The sequence below is a fragment of the Burkholderia sp. SRS-W-2-2016 genome (genome assembly GCF_001931485.1).
Taxonomy (GTDB): domain Bacteria; phylum Pseudomonadota; class Gammaproteobacteria; order Burkholderiales; family Burkholderiaceae; genus Paraburkholderia.
In genome coordinates, this window is the sequence record NZ_MSDV01000010.1 from 1 (window position 1) to 19,706 (window position 19,706).

A 19,706-nucleotide genomic window follows, 5' to 3' on the forward strand; every position below is an offset into this window, starting at 1 on the left:
CGCCTGGGGGCTGGCCGCGGTGGTGGTGCTCGCCGCGCCGGCGGTGCTGGTGTTGCTGGTGGCGCTGGTGTTGCTGGTGGCGCCACCGCTGCCGGCACCGCCCGCACCGCCCGCACCGCTCGCTCCGCCGGCGCCAGCAGCGCCAGTCGCAGCGACGCCCCCGCCGCGCAACTGCGCGGCGAGCAAACGCCACGCATCGGCGTCGAATTCCTTCACGTCGACCGCGGCGACCACGCCTTCGGACGGCAGATCGGCCGGGCGGTTCACGCCGATCGCGCCGCGCACGACCGTCGGCGGCTGGCCCGGCTGCACCCGCGGCTGATAGCGCAGCAGATACGCGGCGGCGACCGGCCCTAACGTCAGATCGGCGCGCTCGAGTCCGCTCTCGCCGGCCTCGCTCGACGGCTTCACCGCGAAATGCAGCGGCATCGGCGTGCCGGCCGGCTTGTTGAACGGCGCCGGAAAGTCGAGCGCGAGGCCGCTCAGATCGGAGTTCGCGCTGACCTGCGGCAGGCTCCCCTTCGCGCCGCTGACGTTCAGCTCATAAGGCGCGCTGCCGCTCATATGCGTGAGCACCTGCGCGGCCGGGCCATGCAGACCGAGGCCGCGCGCGGCGTCGACGGCGATGTGGCCGTCGAGCGCGAGCGCATAGGTGCCGTCCTGGCGCAGACCGCCGTTCGCGTGCACGTCGCCGCCCATGAACTGCCCTGACAGCCGCTCGGCCTCGGCCGTGCGCTCGGTGAAGCGCACCCGTCCGGTCAGCTGCGACAGCGGCGGCACGTGGTTCGCGCTCAGCCGGTTGTTCTGGAAGCCGAGCGTGCCTTCCACGCCGATATGCGGCTTCGGCGTGCGCGGAATGGTCAGCCTGAGCGCGAGCGACGCCGGGCCTTCGGCGCGAATCTTCTCGGTCTGGCGGCGCGCCATGATGCCGAGCGAGCTGCCGTTCACGTAGTCGAGCATGTCGGCGAGCGGGCCGCGGCCGTTGCCGCGAATGACGAGATTCGACGCCTTGGTGCCGAGATCGTCGATCCGCCCGTTCACGCTGGTCACCGCGAAGCGCTTGTAGCGGCCGCGCTCGATATCGAAGCGCAGCACGTTCTGTTTCAGTTCGAACACGCCGTCGATGCCGTCGAACGCCGGCCATACGTTCGGCGTGCCGTTGCGCATATTGCGCGGCGGGTAGGGCGTCGGGTCGAACCTGCCGCCGGTGAACGGCGCGACGATCTGGAAGATGCCGGCGCCCGGGTCGCGCGAGTACGGGAACTTGGTCAGGTCGCCGTGCACCTCGATCGTGCCGCCGCGCGAGACGCCCGCCTGCAACCCGTGCCCCAGATAGATGCGCAGTTTTTCGCTGACCGCGGTCGGCAGATAGCGGGCGATGCGGGTGACCTGGGCGCGCTGGAAGTCCGCCTTCAGATCCAGCGAGCCGCGCCCGTGGCCGGGGTTGCTGTAGTTCGCGGTGGCGGTCGCGTCGACGTCCGGGTTCGACACCTTGACGTCGGTCAGCTTCAGCGCGAACGCCGGCCGGGTCGAGTCCGTATCCTTCGGCAGCATGGTCCACTCGGCGCGGGCGTACAGCCGGTCGATCAGCAGCCGCGGGTCGTCGAACACGCCCGGCAGCGTCAGGGCCACCTTCGACGTGTCGAGCAGCGCGCGACCGCCTTTTTCGTCGGCATCGACGTTGCCCCACAGATTTTCGATGCCGGGAATGCCCGCGCGCGGATGGCCGCGCGGCGTGAGGCCCGGCCCCGGCTCCTGCGCGGCGAAGCTGATGCCCTGCAGATCGCCCTTGAAGCGATAACGCTCGATCGGCTCCGCGCCGGTCGGCCGGCGGTCGCTGCCGACCTCGCCGGACTCCGGCTTGCCGCGTTCGACCTCGATGACATAGTTGGAGACCAGTCCGCGCGGATTGATCCGCACCAGCTGGTTCAGGAACCGCCGCGGCAGCGGCAGCGCGCGGCTGAATTCGGCGAGGATGCCCAGGTCGACGCGGTCGCCGGTGACGCCGAGCAGTTGCCCATGCTGCTGCGTCGCGGTCCGGTAGCGGCCGTCCAGCGTCTGGAACTGCAGCGTGCGGGTGAGCGGTGTGCCGTCTTCGAGCGGCGGCTGGCCGAGTTCGGCGCGCAAGTCCGACAGTTGCAGCCGGAAGTCGCCCTGATTTGCTTCGACCCGCCACAGGAAATGGGCGACCGGCAACAGCAGCTTCGGCTGGGTCGGTCGCACCCGCAGCGCGACGTCGTTGCCGTTCAGCCGGCCGTTCGCGCTGGTCATCCGGCCTTCGCTGAAGTCGATCCAGATCGCGTTGTCGATGCTGCCGGCGAAGGTCTCGATCGGGAAGCTGATGTAGCGCGCGAGCGCCGGCAGATCGACCGGGCCGGTCGACACGTACGCCTGGCCCGTCCAGTTGATCGGTTTGCCGATCGCCGACAGCGGCGCGTGGCGGAACTGCGTGCGGAAATCGAGCGGCCCGTGCAGCACCTTGCCGTCGGGCGGCGCCTGCAGCGCCATCCGGTGATCGTGGCCGTCGTTGAGAATCGCGATGCGGATGTCGCGCAACGCGATCTCGGGCACATCGCGGGTCGCGTCGCGCCAGCGCAGCACGCCGCCGCGCACGACGATCGCCTGCTGGCGCAGCAGCCAGGTGGACAACGTGTCGTTGCCGCTGTGACGGGTCGGCACCGGCACGCCGGCCACCGCCAGCACGCCGTCCTCGCCGCGCGACACCAGCACGTCCGGCTGATCGACGATCAGACTCGACAACGCCGGCTGGAACTGCCAGAGCGAGCGCCACGACACGGTCGCGGTCGCGTGCGGGATGGTCAGGGCGGGGTGGCCGTCGTGATCGCGGATCACGAGGTTGGTGATGTCGAGGCCCGGCTGGAAGCCGCTCCAGTGCGGCGCCAGCCGGCCGATCGTGAACTGGGTGCGCAGTTTTTCGGAGACCGCCGCTTCGATGCGCGGGCGGAATGTGTCGACGCGCGGCAGCACGCCGTAGCGCAAGCCGAGGAACATTGCCGTCGCGAGGAAATACAGGACGAGCGCGAGCGTCAGGACCACGCGCAGGATGCGGCGCAGCACGACGTGGTCAGTTCCGCTCACAGGCCGGACCTGCTCGTGTTCGGGCGGGTCGGCGGATTCGTTTCGCTCGGACATGCGGCGGCGGCAGGGCGTATGGTAGTTTTCCGAAATTAACGACGAAATGTAACACACGGCAAAGCGTCGGCGGACCTCCTGCAAACCCTGTCCGCACGCGGCCTCGCGGCCTCCCGCCGGGGTTCCGGCCGGGCTGCCCGGCGCGTTCGCCGGCGTGTTGCCGGACCCGTGCCGGTCGGGATACAGGGCGGCGTGAGAAAAGCTGCGCCAATGAGTAGGCGCATCACGCAACAAAACGACACACTCACGACATCCGCCGCCGCCCGGGACCTCCCCGGACGACACTAACAAGCAACGAGCGAGCCAGATTCTTGATGACTGACGCCATTCTCCTGAGTTCCAGCTATTCCCACTACGCCGCGCGCGCCGCCGCGGCCCGCCCGCAACTGGCGGAGAACGTCAGCGCGCTCGCCGCGGAATCGCTTACCCGCGAACGCATCGATGCGCGTCTGGACGCGCTGTGCGCGGCGGCCGCCGGCGCGTCCGGCGCGCCGTTGAACGAGGACGCGCTCAAGCGCGCGCTGCGCCAGTTGCGCACCGAGGTGTTCTGCGCGGTGATGGAGCGCGATCTCGCCGGCCAGGCGGACATCGCCGAAGTCACCGGCGCGATGACCGATCTGGCGGAAACCACGATCCAGCGCGCGCTCGCGGTGCTGAGCGCCGACCTCGAAGCGCTCTACGGCGAGCCGCGCGGGCCGCAGGGCGAACGGCTGACGCTGGGCGTGGTCGGGATGGGCAAGCTCGGCGGGCGCGAGCTGAACGTGTCGTCGGATATCGATCTGATCTTCGTCTACGAGGACGACGGCGAGACCGCCGGCGGCCAGCGTTCGCCGCTCGCGACTCAGGAGTACTTCACGCGGCTCGGCAAACGGCTGATCGGCGCGCTCGCCGAAGTGACTGCCGACGGCTACGTGTTTCGCGTCGATATGCGCCTGCGGCCGAACGGCGATTCCGGGCCGCTGGTGTGCAGCCTCGGCATGCTCGAAGAGTATTTCTACGTGCAGGGCCGCGAGTGGGAACGCTATGCGTGGATCAAGGGGCGGCTCGTGTCGGAGGGCGAGAGCGCGTCGGCGCAGCGGCTGCAGAAGCAGCTCGACGCGATCGTCACGCCGTTCGTCTACCGGCGCTATCTGGACTTCGGCGTGATCAGCGCGATTCGCGCGCTGCATCTGCAGATTCGCCAGGAGGCGCAGCGCCGCGCGTCGATGCGGCCCGACAAGGCCGACGACATCAAGCTCGGGCGCGGCGGCATCCGCGAAATCGAATTCAGCGCGCAGGTGTTTCAGCTGATCCGCGGCGGCCAGGACGCCGGCTTCCGGGTGCGCCCGACGCTCGCGGTGCTGCGCCACGCGGCCGCGCATGGGCTGCTGGACCCGGAGGTGTGCGAGCGGCTGTCGCACGCGTACCGGTTTTTGCGCGAGCTCGAACATCGTTTGCAGTACCGCAACGACGCGCAGACGCACGCGATGCCGGTCGACCCCGAAGACCGCGCGGCGCTCGCGCGCACGATGGGCTGCGACGGCTACGCGGCGCTGATGACGAAGCTCGACGCGCATCGCGAGTTCGTCGAACAGCAGTTCGACCAGATCTTCGCCGACAAGGTGGGCGGCCGCGACGGCTGCGCGGCGCCCGAGGACGGCGCGGCCGCGTGGGTGTGGAGCAGCGCGCTGGCCGACGACAGCGCCGACGACGCGCTGCGCGCGCGCCTCGTCGAACTGGGCGTGGCCGAGCCGGGCGAATTGCTCGCGCGATTGCAGGCGATCTGGCGCTCGTCGCGCTATACGGGGCTCAATGAGCGCAGCCGGCAACGCTTCGACATCGTCGCGCAGCGCGCGCTCGAAGCCGCGCGCACGCTGGAGCCGGCCGCGCGGCGCGGCAATACTGTCGCGCGCTTTTTCGATCTGCTCGAAGCGGTGAGCCGGCGCGGCGCGTATCTGGCGCTGCTGACCGAGTATCCGCAGGCGTTGCATCAGGTGCTGTCGGTGCTGGGCGGCTCGCGCTGGGCGGCCGGCTATCTGATCCGCCATCCGCAACTGCTCGACGAACTGCTTGACGGCGAGGCGATCAACAGCCCGTTCGACTGGCCCGAGTTCAAGCGCACGCTGCGCCTGCGGCTCGCGGCCGCCGACGGCGTCGAGCAGCAGATGGACCTGCTGCGCCACGCGCACCAGGCCGAGGTGTTCCGCATCCTGTTGATCGATCTGGCCGGCAAGCTGTCGGTCGAACACGTGAGCGACCGGCTCTCGGAGCTGGCCGACGCGGTGCTCGACGTCGCGCTCGAAGCGGTCTGGAAGCAACTCGCGAAGCGCCATCGCGACACCCCGCGGTTCGCGGTGATCGCGTACGGCAAGCTCGGCGGCAAGGAGCTCGGTTACGCGTCCGACCTCGACCTGATCTTCCTGTACGACGACCCGGACGATGCCGCCGCCGACGTCTACGCGACCTACACGCGCCGTCTGATCACGTGGCTGACCACCGCGACCGGCGCCGGCACGCTGTTCGACATCGATCTGCGGCTGCGGCCGAACGGCGAGTCGGGGCTGCTCGTCACCGATCTCGACGCGTTCCGCCGCTACCAGCTGCGCGAGGGCGACGCCGCGAACACCGCGTGGGTCTGGGAGCATCAGGCGCTGACCCGCGCGCGTTACTGCGCGGGCGACGCCGAGATCGGCGCGAAATTCGAGGCGATCCGCGAGCAGGTGCTGACCACGCCGCGCGAAGCGGCGCCGCTCGCGAAGGAGATCGTCGAGATGCGTGAGCGGGTCGAGGCCGGGCATCCGAACCATACGTCCGAGCTGTTCGACCTGAAGCACGATCGCGGCGGGATGGTCGATATCGAATTCACCGTGCAGTACTGGGTGCTGCTGCATGCGGCGCGCGACCCGGAGCTGATCCGCAATACCGGCAATATCGCGTTGCTGCGCGAGGTGTCGCGTTTCGGGCTGATGAGCGAGGCGGAGGCGGAGACGGTCGGCGCCGCGTATCGGCGTTATCGCAAGCTGCAGCACACGCTGCGGCTCGACGGGATGGAGAAGGCGCGGGTCGATCCGGCACTGGTGAGTACCGAGCGCGACGCGGTGTTGGGGTTGTGGAAGCGGGTGTTTGGTTAGTTGCCCAACGCGCCGCGCTGGCTGAGATGGCCGGGATCGATGCACGATCCCGGCCATTTTGCTTTCAGGCGACGCTCGTTGCCGGGTTCGCGGAAACGGTGCGAGCGTCGCGCGGCAGCGCTTACGCCGCCAGCATTTCCTTCGCGTGCTTGCGCGTGGTCGCGGTGATTTCCAGACCGCCGAGCATCCGCGCGACTTCTTCGATGCGGCTCGCCTTGTCGAGCGAGGTCACGTTGCTGATCGTGCCGCCCTTGCCGTTGCTCGCCTTGGCGACCTGGAAGTGATGATCGCCGCGCGCGGCGACCTGCGGCAGGTGCGTCACGCATAGCACCTGACGCGCTTCGCCGAGCTGATGCAGCAATCGCCCGACCACTTCGGCGACGCCGCCGCCGATGCCGGTGTCCACTTCGTCGAAAATCAAAGTCGGGGTCGGGCTCGCGGCGCTCGCGATCACCGCGAGCGCGAGACTGATCCGCGCGAGTTCGCCGCCCGACGCGACCTTCGCGAGCGGCCGCAGCGGCACGCCGGCGTGACCGGCGACGCGGAACTCGATCTGTTCGAGCCCGTGCGCGCCGCCTTCGGGCAGCGGCACCAGCGCGACTTCGAAGCTGCCGCCTTTCATCGACAGTTCCTGCATGCCGGTCGTCACCGCGTCGCCGAGCGCCTTGCCCGCTTTCGCGCGCGCCTTCGAGAGCTTTTTCGCCTCGGCGATGAACGCTTCCTTCGCTTGCGCTTCGGCGGCGCGCAGCGCGTCGAGGTCGGCGGCGGCGTCGAGCGCGGCCAGTTGCTCACGCCGCGCCTGGTGTTCTTCGGGCAGCGTTGCGGGTTGCAGGCGGAATTTGCGGGCGGCCGAATGCAGCGCGTCGACGCGCTTTTCGACCTGCGCGAGCCGCTGCGGATCGAGTTCGAGTTTCTGCGCGTAATGGCTCAGCGAGTACGCGGCTTCCTGCAACTGGATTTCGGCGGGTTCGAGCGCGGCGAGCACGTCGTTCAGCGCCGGGTCGATCTCGGCGAGATCGCGCACCTTCGAGACGATCGAGCCGAGATGCGTGATCATCGCTTCGTCGGATTCGGACAGCGCGGCGAGCGCGCCCTGCACGCCGTCGATCAGATTCGCCGAATGCGACAGCCGATGATGCTCCGCGTTGACCTCTTCCCATTCGCCCGGCTGCGGCGCGAGCTTGTCGAGTTCGGTGAGCTGCCACGCGAGACGCTCGCGTTCGAGTTGCAGTTCGCGGTCGCGGGTCTGCGCGTGCTCGACCGCCTGGACCTTGTCGCGCCACGCACGCCATCCGCGCGTCACCAGGGCGGACAGATCGGACAGACCCGCGTGGGTGTCGAACAGTTCGCGCTGCGCGTCCGGGCGCATCAGCAACTGGTGCGCGTGCTGGCCGTGAATATCCACCAGCATTTCGCCGACCTCGCGCAGTTGCGCGAGCGTCGCCGCGGTGCCGTTGATGAACGCGCGCGAGCGGCCATTGCCGTCCACAACCCGGCGCAGCATCACGGTGCCGCCGTGCTGGTCGTCGGCGGCGGCGCTGAGCGCCTGCGCGTCGAGCCACGCGTCGACCTGCTCGTGCGTTTCGAACTCGGCGGTGATGTCGGCGCGGCTCTCGCCGGTGCGCACTACGCTCGCATCGGCGCGGGCGCCGAGCGCGAGTGCCAGCGCGTCGATCAGGATCGACTTGCCGGCGCCGGTTTCGCCCGAGAAAACGGAAAAGCCGCTGTCGAATTCGAGATCGAGCGCGGCGACGATGACGAAGTCGCGTATCGAGAGGTGGCGAAGCATGGAAGTCGTCGGATGAACTGGGATTCGGGAGGCGGCCGCGGCGCCGCGCCAGGGGGGACGCCGCTTACGGCCGCGGGTCTTCTTCGTGCGACGGGTACTCGTGCCAGTGCAGCTTCTTGCGCAGCGTCGCGTAATAGCTGTAGCCGACCGGATGCAGCATCTGCACCGTGTGACGCGAGCGGCGCACCTCGATCGTGTCGCCGAGTTCCAGCGACGTGAACGACTGCATGTCGAAATTCACGTTCACTTCGCGCCCGGACACGATCTGGATGCTGACCTTGGATTCGTCCGGCAGCACGATCGGCCGGTTGGACAGCGCATGCGGCGCGATCGGCACGAGCACGATGCCCTGCAATTGCGGATGCAGGATCGGCCCCTGCGACGACAGCGCGTACGCGGTCGAGCCGGTCGGCGTCGCGACGATCAGGCCGTCGGAGCGCTGGTTGTACATGAAGCGCCCGTCCACCGATACGCGCAGCTCCGCCATGCCCGAGAAGCCGCTGCGGTTGACCACCACGTCGTTGAAAGCGAGCGCGTGATAGATCGGCGAGCCGCCGCGCATGATGCGCGCTTCGAGCAGCATGCGCTCTTCGCGTTCGAAATTGCCGGACAGCATTTGCGGCACGATCTCGCGCATGTCGGAGATCGGGATGTCCGTGATGAAGCCGAGCCGACCGTGGTTGATGCCGATCAGCGGCGTGCGGTATGGCGCCAGCTGGCGGCCGATACCTAGCATCGTGCCGTCGCCGCCGAGTACGACCGCGACGTCGGCGCGCGCGCCGATCTCGGCGGGACGCAGCGCCGGGTAGTCGGTCACGCCGATCTCAGCGGCGGTGTCCGCTTCGAACACGACTTCGAGGCCGAGCTTCGCGATGCACGCGGCGAGCGCGGTCAGCGGCTCGCCGATGCCTGGCGTATTGGCGCGTCCGACGAGCGCGACGGTCTTGAACTGGCTGGTCACTTGCATGCCGGCATTACACCATAGGTAGGGCCTGAAAAGAACCGCAGACCAACCCGGTAGGGGCCGGTACGCATGGGGCATCTGCGCATGCCGTGATTATCGTTAGAATGGTGAACACCTGATGACATGCGTGCGACTCGACGCGCGGCCTGGCAGAGGGCGGTAGGTGGGCTGGGTCGCCGCCGCGCCGTCCCGCCACGCACCGGCCAGGCGCCGCGCATCGGTCGGGGATGAGCGCCGCCAGCGCTCGCGGCAGCCGCGACCTTGAGCTAAAATTTTTCGTCATGCTAGATCCTCGCGCACAAACCCTCCTCAAAACGCTGATTGAGCGTTACATCGCCGAAGGTCAGCCGGTCGGCTCGCGCACGCTGTCACGTTATTCGGGCCTCGAACTGAGCCCGGCCACGATTCGCAACGTGATGTCCGACCTCGAGGATCTGGGGCTCGTGATCAGTCCGCATACGTCGGCCGGACGTATTCCGACGCCGCGCGGCTACCGGCTGTTCGTCGACACGATGCTGACGGTCGAGTCCGCCGCCGACGAAGAAGCGGTGATGCGCGCCGTCAAGACCACCTTGCAGGCGGGCGAGCCGCAGAAGATCGTCGCCGCCGCGGCGAGCGTGCTGTCCAACCTGTCGCAATTCGCCGGCGTCGTGCTGACGCCGCGCCGCAGCCACGTGTTCAAGCAGATCGAGTTCATGCGCCTGTCCGACAAGCGCATCCTGCTGATCATCGTGACGCCCGAGGGCGACGTGCAGAACCGCATCCTCGCGACGCAGCGCGACTTCTCGCCGTCGCAACTGGTCGAAGCCTCCAATTACATCAATGCGCATTTCGCGGGCCTCTCGTTCGACGAAGTGCGCCGCCGCCTGCGCGAGGAAATCGACGAGCTGCGCGGCGACATGACCTCGCTGATGCACGCGGCGGTCACCGCCAGTACCGACGAATCCGACACCGGCGAGACCGTGCTGATCTCCGGCGAGCGCAACCTGCTCGAAGTCGCCGATCTGTCGTCGGACATGGCGCGCCTGCGCAAGCTGTTCGACGTGTTCGACCAGAAGACCAGCCTGCTGCAATTGCTCGACGTGTCGAGTCACGCGGCCGGCGTGCAGATCTTCATCGGCGGCGAATCGAACCTGGTGCCGATCGAGGAAATGAGCGTGGTCACCGCGCCGTACGAGGTGAACGGCCAGATCGTCGGCACGCTCGGCGTGATCGGGCCGACCCGGATGGCCTACAACCGCGTGATTCCGATCGTCGATATCACCGCGCGGCTGCTGTCCATGACGCTCAGCCAGCAATAGTCCAGTCATCTCCACCCCCGGTCCGCGCTGCCCATGCCGGTCATCATGCGTGAGCGCGCGCGGGCTGCCAATCGGCCGAACGGCCAGGGCCCGGTGGCGGCGTCGGGCACAACTCGCGCCGCTATAATGAATCTCCATTGAATCGACTTGCCGCGTGAAGCGGCGAACCCTGCTGCCTATGCGCTTCGACCTCGAGCGGCCCTCCCAGAACGCTGCGTCGCATCGCGTCGCCGTGTTGCTGATCAACCTCGGCACGCCCGACGCGCCGACGCCGCGCGCGGTGCGCCGCTATCTCGCGCAGTTTCTGTCCGATCCGCGCGTGGTCGAAATTCCGGCGCTGCTGTGGCAACTGATTCTGCGTCTGCTGATCCTGCCGTTTCGCGGCCGCAGTTCGGCGAAGAAGTACGCGGCGGTGTGGATGCCCGAGGGCTCGCCGCTGCGTGTGCATACGGAAAAGCAGGTGGAGGGCTTGCGCCATCTGCTGCAACTGAACGACTACACGGTGCTGGTCGACTACGCGATGCGCTACGGCACGCCCGGCATTCCGGCGATGCTGAACCAGCTGAAGCTCGCGGGCGCCGAGCGTGTGCTGCTGGTGCCGATGTATCCGCAATATTCCGCGTCGACCACCGCGACCGCATTCGACGACGCGTTCGCCGCGCTGCGGCGCATGCGCAACCAGCCGGAAATCCGCACGGTGCGCCAGTACGCGGACCACCCGGCGTATATCGCGGCGCTGGCCGCGCAGGTCCGTCACTACTGGCATCAGCATGGCCAGCCCGACTTCGCGGCCGGCGACAAACTGGTGCTCAGTTTTCACGGCGTGCCCAAGCGCACGCTCGATCTCGGCGATCCCTACCACGAGCAGTGCCAGCAGACCGGCGCGTTGCTGATGCAGGCGCTCGGGCTGACGCCGGTCGAGTGCCGCATCACATTCCAGTCGCGCTTCGGCAAGGCCGAATGGCTGCAGCCGTACACCGCGCCGACGTTGAAAGAACTCGGCGCGGCCGGCGTGCGGCGCGCCGACGTGTTCTGCCCGGGCTTTACCGCCGACTGCCTCGAAACGATCGAGGAAATCGGCATGGAGGTGCGCGACGAGTTTCTGCACGCGGGCGGCAAGGAGTTTCACCGGATTGCCTGCCTGAACGCGTCGCAGGCATGGATCGCCGCGCTGGGCGAGATCGTTGCTCAGCATCTGCAGGGCTGGCCCGCGCAGGCGGTGCCGGTGCCGCATACCGCAGGAGCTTGATACGCAGATGAATTACCGCATATCAACCGAGCCAGGCGCGAAGCTGCGCATCGATAAATGGCTGTGGGCCGCGCGCTTCTTCAAGACCCGTTCGCTTGCCGCGGACGCGGTCGAGAAGGGGCGGGTTCGGATCGGCGGCGCGGCCGTGAAGCCCGCGAAGGACGTGCGGGTCGGCGATCTGGTCGAGATCGAGATCGAGCGCTACGTGTGGCAGGTGCAAGTGCTCGGCGTGTGCGACGTGCGCGGGCCCGCGAGCGTCGCGCAAACGCTTTATGTAGAGAGCGAAGAGAGCAGGCTGAAGCGGCAGGCCGAGCAGGAGCGCCGCAAGACCTATCACGAGCCGGCCGCCGGATTGCACGGGCGGCCGACCAAGCGCGACCGGCGCACTATCGACAGATTTTCAGGTGGGGATTGAAAAACTGTTCCATCGTGGCGCGAGCGCTACCGTATTCGGTAGTGCGGTCGTTGACCGCGCCGGACATGCAGATGGTCGTGGTGCCGCCGACGAGTACCAGGGCGACCACCCCGATTGCAAAGGTCAGTTTCACGGTACTCCCCTTGGGACGATTGATGGCTGAAACGGGCTGAATCGGTACAACTGACAGCTATCGGAAAGGTGTACGTCAGATTAGGGTTAACGTGGCTTTTCCGCTGCATGAATGGAGCATAGGCCACTTACCGCCGGCACTCAATGTCTATCTGATCGCACTACGTTAATCAGTGTTACGGCGCGTTTCGCCTGCACGCCGGTGGTGCGAAAAGAACCCCCTGAGCCGCTTGAAACGGTTCTTCCCGGCCCCATCTGCGGGCCTGATATGCGGTTGTGCGGTGACCCGGCGCGTCGCGATTTTGTAACGCACGAATCGCGCGCGTGTCATCGATCTACGCCACCGTTGGCTTTCACCCTTTAACGACTTTCAGCGACATGGAAAACACGCAAGAGAACCCGACGAGCCAGAATCCCACGCCCGCCGACGAAGCCGCGCGCCAGGCCGCCGAGGCCGCTGCTGCCCAGCAGGACGCGTCCGCCGGCAACGCGGAACCGGTCGAAGCCAGCGCCGAACAGGCGCTCGCCGAAGCTCAGGCGAAGATCGCCGAGTTGCAGGAAAGCTTCCTGCGTGCAAAGGCCGAAACTGAAAACGTGCGCCGTCGCGCGCAGGAAGACGTCGCCAAGGCGCACAAGTTCGCAATCGAAAGCTTTGCCGAGCATCTGCTGCCGGTGGTCGACAGCCTCGAAGCGGCGGTCGCCCATTCGTCCGACGACCTTCAGAAGGTCCGCGAAGGCGTCGAGCTCACGCTGCGCCAGCTGAGCGGCGCGCTCGAAAAGGGCCGCGTCGTCGCACTGAACCCGGTCGGCGAAAAGTTCGACCCGCATCGCCACCAGGCGATTTCGATGGTGCCGGCCGAGCAGGAGCCGAACACGGTCGTCGCCGTGCTGCAAAAGGGCTTCGTGATCGCGGACCGCGTGCTGCGTCCGGCGCTCGTGACCGTCGCGGCGCCGAAGTAAGCGCCGCGGGATCTTCGCCAGCTTTCGTTTTCATTGCGGTATCGCGCGTGGTCGCGCCCAGTCGGTGCGCCGCGCGCGCCTTCGTTGCGCGGCAAAAAATCCAGCTGATTCAGTCACTTCCGGTGATGTGAAGCGCAGGGCCGCGCAGCCCAATGGAACGAACGCCAACGGCTGGTCCCACGATTGAAAAAAATTAAAGACCGCATCGCAAAAGAGGTCTTGAAAACGATGTGGCCGCACTTATTTTGAGTGCAGGTATGAATTGAGAGCGGATCGCCCCGCCGCCAGATGGGCCAACCGGGCGCTTTCCGCAGCGATCAAAGTCAGGAGATTCGTAAAAATGGGCAAAATCATCGGTATCGACCTCGGCACGACCAACTCGTGCGTGGCGATCATGGAAGGCAATTCGGTCAAGGTGATCGAGAACTCGGAAGGCGCGCGCACCACGCCGTCGATCATCGCTTACATGGAAGACAACGAGATTCTCGTTGGCGCCCCGGCCAAGCGTCAGTCGGTCACGAACCCGCGTAACACGCTGTTCGCGGTCAAGCGCCTGATCGGCCGCCGCTTCGAAGAGAAGGAAGTGCAGAAGGACATCGGCCTGATGCCCTACAAGATCATGAAGGCCGACAACGGCGACGCATGGATCGACGTGCGCGACCAGAAGCTCGCGCCGCCGCAGATCTCCGCGGAAGTGCTGCGCAAGATGAAGAAGACCGCTGAGGACTACCTCGGCGAGCCCGTCACGGAAGCCGTGATCACGGTGCCGGCTTACTTCAACGACAGCCAGCGTCAGGCTACCAAGGACGCGGGCCGCATCGCCGGTCTGGAAGTCAAGCGGATCATCAACGAACCGACCGCGGCAGCGCTCGCGTTCGGTCTGGACAAGGCCGAAAAGGGCGACCGCAAGATCGCCGTGTATGACCTCGGCGGCGGTACGTTCGACGTGTCGATCATCGAAATCGCGGACGTCGACGGCGAAATGCAGTTCGAAGTGCTGTCCACCAACGGCGATACGTTCCTCGGCGGCGAAGACTTCGACCAGCGCATCATCGATTACATCATCGGCGAGTTCAAGAAAGAGCAGGGCGTCGATCTGTCGAAGGACGTGCTCGCGCTGCAGCGCCTGAAGGAATCGGCTGAAAAGGCGAAGATCGAACTGTCGTCGAGCCAGCAGACCGAAATCAACCTGCCGTACATCACGGCGGACGCATCGGGTCCGAAGCACCTGAACCTGAAGATCACGCGCGCCAAGCTGGAAGCGCTGGTCGAAGACCTGATCGAACGCACGATCGAGCCGTGCCGCGTCGCGATCAAGGATGCGGGCGTGAAGGTCGGCGAAGTCGACGACGTGATCCTGGTCGGCGGTATGACCCGGATGCCGAAGGTGCAGGAAAAGGTCAAGGAATTCTTCGGCAAGGATCCGCGCCGTGACGTGAACCCGGACGAAGCCGTGGCCGTCGGTGCCGCGATTCAAGGTCAGGTTCTGTCGGGCGACCGCAAGGACGTGCTGCTGCTCGACGTGACCCCGCTGTCGCTCGGCATCGAAACGCTCGGCGGCGTGATGACGAAGATGATCAACAAGAACACCACGATCCCGACCAAGCACGCACAGGTCTACTCGACGGCTGACGACAATCAGAGCGCCGTGACGATCAAGGTGTTCCAGGGCGAACGCGAAATGGCAGCGGGCAACAAGCTGCTCGGCGAGTTCAACCTCGAAGGCATTCCGCCGGCACCGCGCGGCGTGCCGCAGATCGAAGTGAGCTTCGACATCGACGCGAACGGCATTCTGCACGTCGGCGCGAAGGACAAGGCGACCGGCAAGGAAAACCGCATCACGATCAAGGCGAACTCGGGTCTGTCCGAAGCCGAAATCGAGAAGATGGTGAAGGACGCCGAAGCGAACGCGGAAGAAGATCACAAGCTGCGTGAGCTGGCCGACGCCCGCAACCAGGGTGACGCGCTCGTGCACAGCACCAGGAAGGCGCTGACCGAGTACGGCGACAAGCTCGAAGCCGGCGAGAAGGACAAGATCGAAGCCGCGCTGAAGGAGCTCGAAGACACGCTGAAGAACGCGTCGAGCGACAAGGCCGCGATCGAAGCGAAGATCGAAGTCGTGGCAACCGCCTCGCAGAAGATGGGCGAGAAGATGTACGCCGACATGCAGGCTGCGCAAGGTGCCGAAGCGGCAGCGGGCGCGGCGGCGGGTGCCGGTGCATCGGCGGGCGCGAGCCAGCAGGCCGACGACGTGGTCGACGCTGACTTCAAGGAAGTGAAGAAGGACTAAAGCCAGGTCGTCATTCGACCGTAAAGCCGCGCACAGCGATGTGCGCGGCCCGGCTGCACAAAATGGCGCCCCCGGGCGCCTGCGTGCAAGAGCGGTTATCGCGCCTGGCGAGCCTTTTGGGGCTCTCCGGGCACATTTGTTTTATGGAGGGCGTTGTTTTGCACCGCGTCGAAACGAGACGCGAGGCGAAAACAGCGGCCGGACGAGTCGCAAGACTCCACAGCATTCAAGAGGAGCTACCGCGTCGTATTGCGCGGCGGCGTTGAACCGATATGGCGAAACGGGATTACTACGAGGTTCTGGGCGTCGCAAAGAACGCGAGCGACGACGAAATCAAGAAGGCTTATCGCAAGCTCGCGATGAAGCACCACCCCGACCGCAATCCGGGCAACAAGGATGCGGAAGAGCATTTCAAGGAGGTGAAGGAAGCCTACGAAATGCTGTCGGATTCGCAAAAGCGCGCCGCCTACGATCAGTACGGTCACGCGGGCGTCGATCCGAACATGGGTGGGGCCGGCGCGCAAGGCTTCGGCGGTTTCGCCGATGCGTTCGGCGATATCTTCGGCGACATCTTCGGCCAGGCGGCCGGCGGCGGTGCGCGCGGAGGCGGCCGGGCCGGCCCGCAGGTGTACCGCGGCGCCGATCTGCGCTACAGCATGGAGATCACGCTGGAGCAGGCCGCGCACGGCTACGACACGCAGATTCGCGTGCCGAGCTGGAGCTCGTGCGAAGTCTGTCATGGCTCGGGCGCCAAGCCCGGTACCAAGCCGGAAACCTGCCCGACCTGTAGCGGCTCGGGTTCGGTGCGCATGTCGCAAGGCTTCTTCAGCATCCAGCAAACCTGCCCGAAGTGCCACGGCACCGGTAGTTACATTCCCGAGCCGTGCAACCACTGCCACGGCGCGGGCAAGGTGAAGGAAACCAAGACGCTCGAAGTGAAGATTCCGGCCGGTATCGACGACGGCATGCGGATCCGCTCGGCCGGCAACGGCGAGCCGGGCATCAACGGCGGTCCGTCGGGCGATCTGTACGTCGAGATTCACATCAAGCAGCACTCGGTGTTCGAGCGCGACGGTGACGATCTGCATTGTCAGATGCCGATTCCGTTCACCACCGCGGCGCTCGGCGGCGAGATCGAAGTGCCGACGCTCGCGGGCCGCGCGAGCTTCACGGTGCCCGAGGGCACCCAGTCGGGCAAGACGTTCCGTCTGCGCGGCAAGGGGATCAAGGGGCTGCGTTCGAGCATCGCCGGCGATCTGTACGTGCACGTGCAGGTCGAGACGCCGGTCAAGCTCACCGACACGCAGCGCGATCTGCTCAAGCAGTTCGAAAAGGCGCTGGTGGAAGGCGGGGCACGGCATAGCCCGCAAAGCAAGAGCTGGTTCGATCGCGTGAAGAGCTTCTTCGACTGATCTGGCAGGCGGTTAGCATGACGGTGGACAGGCGCGGCGCGGTGTTCGCGCTGCTCGACGATAGCGGTGCAACGGCGGCGCGCCGGTCGAGCCGCCTGTACACCGGTTTTGTGCGCGAGCGGGTCTGTACCGACGCCGCGCAGCTCGAAGCCGTGTGCGACAGCGTCGCCGCGGATACCCGCAACGGTTTGCACGCGGTCGTGCTCGCCGACTATGAATTTGGCCATGCGCTCGTCGGTCTCGACGTCGATATGCATCGGTCTTCCGGAACGCAGCGTGGCGATGCCCCGCTGCGTTTTTTATTGTTCGAGCGTTGCGAAAAGCTCGCGCGCGACGAGGTCGATGCATGGCTGAGCGCGCGCGATAACGGCGCGGCCGAGCCATCGGTCGCGGGCACTGCGAACGTGCGCGCGAGCGTCGACCGTGCGCAGTTCGATGCGGCGATCGACGCGATCCACGCGGCGCTGCGCGTGGGCGATTCCTATCAGGTCAACTACACGTACCGGCTCGGCTTCGACGTGTTCGGCGAGCCGCTCGCATTCTATCGACGTCTGCGCGCGCGCCAGCCGGTACCGTTCGGCGCGCTGATCGCGTTGCCGGACGACGGCTGGGTGCTGTCGTGCTCGCCGGAGCTGTTCGTCGAGAAGCATGGCGAGACCTTGCGCGCGCGGCCGATGAAGGGCACCGCGTCGCGCTCGTCGGATCCGGTCGCGGACCAGCGCAACGCGGACTTCCTCGCCAACGATCCGAAGAACCGCGCCGAAAACGTGATGATCGTCGATCTGCTGCGCAACGATCTGTCGCGCGTCGCGCGGATCGGCTCGGTCAAGGTGCCGGCGCTGTTTTCTGTCGAACCGTATGCGTCGGTCTGGCAGATGACGTCGACGGTCGAGGCGGCCTTGCTCGAGCGCACGTCGTTCGCAACGGTCCTGCGCGCGCTGTTTCCGTGCGGCTCGATTACCGGTGCGCCGAAGCATCGGACGATGCAACTGATCGACGAGCTCGAAAGCACGCCGCGCGGTCTTTATACGGGCGCGATCGGCTGGCTCGACGCGCCCGGAACGGATGATTGCGGCGACTTCTGCATGTCGGTCGCGATTCGCACGTTGACGCTGAACCCATCCTCTCAACCCGGTGGTGCGGTCGGCCTGCGCGGCAGCATGGGCGTCGGCGCGGGCATCGTGCTCGACAGCGTGGCCGCCGACGAATTCGCGGAGTGTCGATTGAAAGCGAGCTTTTTGACCGGCGCCGAGCCGGGCTTCGACCTGTTCGAAACGATGTATGCGACGCGGGAAGACGGCGTGCGGCATCTGGAGCGGCATCTGCGCAGGTTGTCGTCGAGCGCCGCGACGCTGGGTTTCGGGTTCGACGAAGCGGGCATCCGCGAGCAGCTTGCGGCGCAGTGCGACCAGCTACCGGCGCAAACGCCGCATCGCGTGCGGCTCGCGCTGAGCAAGAGCGGCGCGACGCAGATCACCGCGGCGGTGCTCACGCCGTTAGCCGATTCGACGAGCGTTGGCGTTCTGCTTGGCTCCGAACAGCAGTTCGCGCCGACGCAGGCCGCCGATCCGCTGCTGCACCACAAGACCACCCGTCGCGCGGAATATGACCGCGGCTGGCGCGAAGCCGAAGCGAAGGGCGCGTTCGATACGCTGTTCTTCAACGAACGCGGCGAGCTGACCGAAGGCGGCCGCTCGAACGTGTTCGTGAAGCTGGCGGGGCAGTGGTGGACGCCGCCGCTGGCGTCGGGCGTGTTGCCTGGCGTGATGCGCGGCGTGTTGCTGGAAGAGGGCGTGTCCGGTGTGAGCGCGGCCGAGAAAGTACTGACGCGGGACGACGTGCTGAACGCCGAAGCGCTGCTGATCTGCAATGCGTTGCGCGGCATGGTGCCCGCGCGGATTGTTCGGTAACGCGGCGGAGAGCTAACCCGCTAGTGCGGGGCGTTGGTCGCTACGAAGCCGAGCGCTACCGCCATTCGCCACGGCCACCGCCACCGCCACCGCCACCGGCACCACACTTAGCGGCGAGCAAATAAAAAAGCGGCGTCCCAAAGCCCGCTCCCGCAGGCTCCGGAACGCCGCCTTCAGCAACGCAGAATCAGAACGTGTGCTCAGCCCCCGGGAACGACCCGTCCTTCACAGCGCGCACATACGCCTCGACGGCCGCCTGAATATTCGGCTGCCCCTGCATGAAATCCTTCACGAAACGCGGCCGCTTGCCAGGGAAAATCCCCAGCATGTCGTGCAGCACCAGCACCTGACCCGAGCAGTCGAGGCCCGCACCGATGCCGATCGTCGGAATCCGCAACTGCTTCGTGACCTCGCTCGCGAGCTGGCTCGGAATCGCTTCCATCACGATCAGCTGCGCGCCGGCCGCTTCCATCGCGAGCGAATCGCGCAGCAGCTGGCTCGCGCCAGCTTCGGTCTTGCCCTGCACCTTGAAGCCGCCGAACGCATGCACCGACTGCGGCGTAAGCCCGACGTGCGCGCACACCGGAATCGCGCGCTCGACCAGAAAGCGCACCGTGTCCGCGAGCCACTCGCCGCCTTCGAGCTTGATCATCTGCGCGCCCGCGCGCATCAGTTCGACCGAGCTGCGATACGCGTCTTCCGGCGTGCCGTAGGTGCCGAACGGCAGATCCGCGACGATCAGCGCCGACGGCCGCGCGCGCGCGACGCTCGCGGTGTGATACGCGATATCCGCGAGCGACACCGGCAGCGTCGTGCTCTGTCCTTGCAGCACGTTGCCGAGCGAATCGCCGATCAGCAGCGCATCGACGCCCGCGCGATCGAGCAGCGCGGCGAAGCTCGCGTCATAACAGGTGAGCATCGCGATCTTTTCGCCGGTGTCGCGCATCGCCTGCAGTTTCGGCACGGTGATCGCGCTCCGGCTCGCTTCCTGCAAATAGGTCATGGTCAATCCAATGGAAAA

The 19,706-nt window shown here is 66.6% G+C and carries 13 protein-coding genes; 8 read left to right on the top strand and 5 right to left on the bottom strand.

Going from position 1 to position 19,706, the window contains the following annotated elements; translation table 11 throughout:
• The coding region (locus BTH42_RS02775; protein ID WP_075295612.1) for a YhdP family protein at window positions 1-3,153 on the bottom strand (3,153 nt) is incomplete at its 3' end.
• A gap of 314 nt (window positions 3,154-3,467) precedes the next feature.
• Between BTH42_RS02775 and glnE the strand changes: the two genes are divergently transcribed.
• Window positions 3,468-6,263 carry a bifunctional [glutamate--ammonia ligase]-adenylyl-L-tyrosine phosphorylase/[glutamate--ammonia-ligase] adenylyltransferase gene (gene glnE / locus BTH42_RS02780; protein WP_075295544.1) on the top strand — a complete coding sequence of 932 codons (2,796 nt, stop codon included), beginning with the start codon at window positions 3,468-3,470 and terminating at the stop codon, window positions 6,261-6,263.
• Between the two features lie 121 nt (window positions 6,264-6,384).
• On the opposite strand, the gene recN is transcribed toward glnE, so the two are convergent.
• Complete coding sequence (recN, locus tag BTH42_RS02785; RefSeq protein ID WP_075295546.1) at window positions 6,385-8,052, bottom strand: DNA repair protein RecN; 1,668 nt, start codon at window positions 8,050-8,052, stop codon at window positions 6,385-6,387.
• Window positions 8,053-8,116: 64 nt separating this feature from the next.
• Window positions 8,117-9,019, bottom strand: a complete 903-nt coding sequence (locus tag BTH42_RS02790; protein ID WP_075295548.1) for an NAD kinase — start codon at window positions 9,017-9,019, stop codon at window positions 8,117-8,119.
• 278 nt (window positions 9,020-9,297) lie between these two features.
• On the opposite strand from BTH42_RS02790, the gene hrcA reads away from it, so the two are divergent.
• From hrcA to BTH42_RS02805, 3 genes are all read left to right on the top strand, one after another.
• Entirely contained in the window at window positions 9,298-10,317 is a 1,020-nt protein-coding gene (gene hrcA / locus BTH42_RS02795) for a heat-inducible transcriptional repressor HrcA (RefSeq protein WP_075295614.1), read from the top strand.
• Between the two features lie 178 nt (window positions 10,318-10,495).
• The gene (hemH, locus tag BTH42_RS02800; RefSeq protein WP_075295550.1) at window positions 10,496-11,566 is read left to right on the top strand and encodes a ferrochelatase; all 1,071 of its coding nucleotides are present in this window, start codon (window positions 10,496-10,498) and stop codon (window positions 11,564-11,566) included.
• A 7-nt stretch (window positions 11,567-11,573) separates the two neighbouring features.
• The gene (locus BTH42_RS02805; RefSeq protein ID WP_075295552.1) at window positions 11,574-11,981 is read left to right on the top strand and encodes an RNA-binding S4 domain-containing protein; all 408 of its coding nucleotides are present in this window, start codon (window positions 11,574-11,576) and stop codon (window positions 11,979-11,981) included.
• Here the strand turns inward: BTH42_RS02805 and BTH42_RS35330 are convergent.
• Entirely contained in the window at window positions 11,953-12,114 is a 162-nt protein-coding gene (locus BTH42_RS35330; RefSeq protein ID WP_178392106.1) for a hypothetical protein, read from the bottom strand. The two genes, BTH42_RS02805 and BTH42_RS35330, sit on opposite strands and share 29 nt — an antisense overlap.
• A gap of 377 nt (window positions 12,115-12,491) precedes the next feature.
• Between BTH42_RS35330 and grpE the strand changes: the two genes are divergently transcribed.
• From grpE to pabB, 4 genes are all read left to right on the top strand, one after another.
• Window positions 12,492-13,073, top strand: coding sequence for a nucleotide exchange factor GrpE (gene grpE, locus BTH42_RS02810; protein ID WP_075295554.1), 582 nt, complete (start codon window positions 12,492-12,494; stop codon window positions 13,071-13,073).
• A gap of 340 nt (window positions 13,074-13,413) precedes the next feature.
• The gene (gene dnaK, locus BTH42_RS02815; protein ID WP_075295556.1) at window positions 13,414-15,363 is read left to right on the top strand and encodes a molecular chaperone DnaK; all 1,950 of its coding nucleotides are present in this window, start codon (window positions 13,414-13,416) and stop codon (window positions 15,361-15,363) included.
• A gap of 272 nt (window positions 15,364-15,635) precedes the next feature.
• Complete coding sequence (gene dnaJ / locus BTH42_RS02820; RefSeq protein WP_075295558.1) at window positions 15,636-16,775, top strand: molecular chaperone DnaJ; 1,140 nt, start codon at window positions 15,636-15,638, stop codon at window positions 16,773-16,775.
• A 17-nt stretch (window positions 16,776-16,792) separates the two neighbouring features.
• Window positions 16,793-18,685 carry an aminodeoxychorismate synthase component I gene (gene pabB, locus BTH42_RS02825; protein WP_075295560.1) on the top strand — a complete coding sequence of 631 codons (1,893 nt, stop codon included), beginning with the start codon at window positions 16,793-16,795 and terminating at the stop codon, window positions 18,683-18,685.
• A 187-nt stretch (window positions 18,686-18,872) separates the two neighbouring features.
• Here the strand turns inward: pabB and panB are convergent, their stop codons facing one another.
• A complete protein-coding gene (gene panB / locus BTH42_RS02830; RefSeq protein WP_075295561.1) occupies window positions 18,873-19,688 on the bottom strand; it encodes a 3-methyl-2-oxobutanoate hydroxymethyltransferase in 816 nt (271 codons plus the stop codon).
• Window positions 19,689-19,706 lie beyond the last annotated feature (18 nt).